General features: G+C 70.6%; 4 protein-coding genes. 3 read left to right on the forward strand and 1 reads right to left on the reverse strand.

Features of this window, described 5'->3' with window-relative positions; genetic code table 11:
* The first annotated feature begins 39 nt into the window (after positions 1-39).
* Positions 40-171 (forward strand): hypothetical protein, encoded by a 132-nt coding sequence (locus ASG00_RS18705; protein ID WP_268768736.1) that lies wholly within the window; start codon positions 40-42, stop codon positions 169-171.
* Positions 168-842: a peptidoglycan-binding protein gene (locus ASG00_RS08190; RefSeq protein WP_056208396.1), complete on the forward strand. Its 675-nt coding sequence runs from the start codon at positions 168-170 to the stop codon at positions 840-842. The genes ASG00_RS18705 and ASG00_RS08190 overlap by 4 nt, the downstream gene beginning before the upstream one ends.
* A 480-nt stretch (positions 843-1,322) precedes the next feature.
* Here ASG00_RS08190 and ASG00_RS08195 read toward each other — a convergent pair whose 3' ends face one another.
* A complete protein-coding gene (locus ASG00_RS08195; RefSeq protein ID WP_056208401.1) occupies positions 1,323-1,526 on the reverse strand; it encodes a three-helix bundle dimerization domain-containing protein in 204 nt (67 codons plus the stop codon).
* A 136-nt stretch (positions 1,527-1,662) separates the two neighbouring features.
* Here ASG00_RS08195 and ASG00_RS18955 point away from each other — a divergent pair, with 136 nt between their 5' ends.
* Complete coding sequence (locus ASG00_RS18955; RefSeq protein ID WP_353743570.1) at positions 1,663-1,875, forward strand: HNH endonuclease; 213 nt, start codon at positions 1,663-1,665, stop codon at positions 1,873-1,875.
* Positions 1,876-1,956 lie beyond the last annotated feature (81 nt).

The following is a 1,956-nucleotide window of genomic DNA, read 5'->3' on the forward strand; positions in this document are numbered from 1 at the left end:
CGACGCCGGGGGCTCTCGTCATTCAAGGAGGGCACACCGATGAGTGATCCGACCGTGTCGGCTTCGGAGCCGGCAGAGATCGCACCCGACGACGCCGAATGGCAGCTCGAGGGCGACGAGAGTCTCGGCGACGCCGACGACCAGGCCCGTAACGGCGAGGTGACCGCGTGAGCGCCGCCTCGGACTACTACTCGAACGGCATCAACCTCAACGGGGGCCAGTTCGGCGCCCCGCGCGAGAACGGCCGCAAGCATCGCGGCCAGGACATCTCGCACTCGGTGACGCCTGGCGCGGTCGCTGTCCCCGCGCTGCACGCGGGCGTGGTCGTGTCCAAGACGGTCCCGAGCAGCGATCACGGCTTCGGCTACTCGACGGTGGTCCGCAGCGTGCTCGACGGCATGCTGTTCGACTTCCGGTATGCGCACGGCGCGTGGGCGTCGCAGCAGCCCGTCGGTGCGCAGATCGCGCAGGGAGGGATCATCCTGTGGGAGGGCAACTCGGGCGCGACGGTCGGCTCGTGCGTGCACCTCGAGCAGCAGCGTGTCGGCGGCGGGTTCCTCGACCCGCTGCCCGAGATTCGCCGTGTCGCGGCCGGTCGCCTGACGTCGGCCGCGCCCGTCCCGGTGCCGGGCCGTCCCGTGATCCGCAAGGGCTCGAAGGGTCCCGCGGTCGGTGACCTTCAGCGCCGCCTGAACCGCGACTACCCGCTGTACTCGCACCTGGACGTCGATGAGGACTTCGGCAACGCGACCGACCGCACGCTGATCGAGTTCCAGACGCGCGCCGGGCTCGAGCCCGACGGCGTCGCCGGCCCCAAGACGTGGGCCGCGCTGGGGTTCTGATCAGCGGCCTACCCGCCGACATCGACCCGCCCGACCTTGAGCCGGTGCCAACCCTCGCGGACCTTCACCGCGACGGGTTGGCGCTGGCGGTCGGGTGGGGCGCGGACGGTCGGCCTACACACTTCACGCCCTCACGGGAGGGCCACGCGAGGCTCGGCGCGGTAATGCGCCGCAACGCCGACCGCTGCAAGGCATGGCGCGAGAGGGGGACGCGATGACGCTCACACGCACGACGGCGGCAGCGCTCGCCGGGGTCGTCGGGTTCGCGGTGATACCGGACCAACCGCGGATGAGCCCGAGCCCGGAGGCGCTGGTGTCGCAGCAGGCGGACCCGCCAGAGTTCGCAGTGTCGGCCGCTGATCGCGCCAGTCCGCCGCGACACCGCCACCAACGTCCCTAGGGGTGAGGAGGTGGGGCGGTGTCCGAACGTGGGGACCGTTCGACCGGCGATTCGGTGTGCCGATGCTACTGCGGCCCGGTCTACACCGCCAGGGGTAGGAGTGTGTTGCGTGCGGCCCGCTCGACGAGCACCGGGATGAAGTCGCGTATGCGTGCCCCGTCGAACCGGTAGTAAGCGGCCATGACGGCGTCCGCAACCCGCTCGGTCGGGATCGCGGGGAATCGCTGGTGGAGACGGCGCACCACGTCGGCGAGCGGCTCTGTCTCGTCAACAACGTTCGACATGAATCGAGGCTACGCCCGGGGGTGGTCCGGGGGGAAGGGTCGGTGAGTCGCGATGCCGCACTATGCGCCCAAGCTGTCAGAGTCGGAACGCAAGCGGCTGACCGCGATCGTGTGCCCGCCCGGTGCGAAGTGCCACATGTGCGGGAAGGTGCTTCGTCGAGGGTTGCGGCGGGGGCATCCTGACGGGCCGAGCCTTGACCACAAGATCCCGGCGAAGCAAGGCGGGACATGGGATCTGTGGAACCTGCTCCCAGCGTGTTACGGATGCAACAGTGGGCGGCGTGACCGCCCCATCCCGGCACGGCGCGGCATGAGGTCACGCAACTGGGGCGGACGCGGCGATACCTGACCCGCCCGCGACCGCACCGACTGCCCGCGACCGCGCACCAGCCCGGGTGAGTCTCTTAGCGTGGTGTCACTTCCCGCGGGG

Origin of the sequence: Microbacterium sp. Leaf351 (genome assembly GCF_001423825.1) — a bacterium.
GTDB classification, from domain to species: Bacteria; Actinomycetota; Actinomycetes; order Actinomycetales; family Microbacteriaceae; genus Microbacterium; species Microbacterium ginsengisoli.

What these genes read in the sequence shown, in the direction of transcription:
- ASG00_RS18705 (WP_268768736.1), top strand. Translation starts at nt 40, where the DNA reads ATGAGTGATCCGACCGTGTCGGCTTCGGAGCCGGCAGAGATCGCACCC.
- ASG00_RS08195 (WP_056208401.1), bottom strand. Translation starts at nt 1,526, where the DNA reads ATGTCGAACGTTGTTGACGAGACAGAGCCGCTCGCCGACGTGGTGCGC.
- ASG00_RS18955 (WP_353743570.1), top strand. Translation starts at nt 1,663, where the DNA reads ATGTGCGGGAAGGTGCTTCGTCGAGGGTTGCGGCGGGGGCATCCTGAC.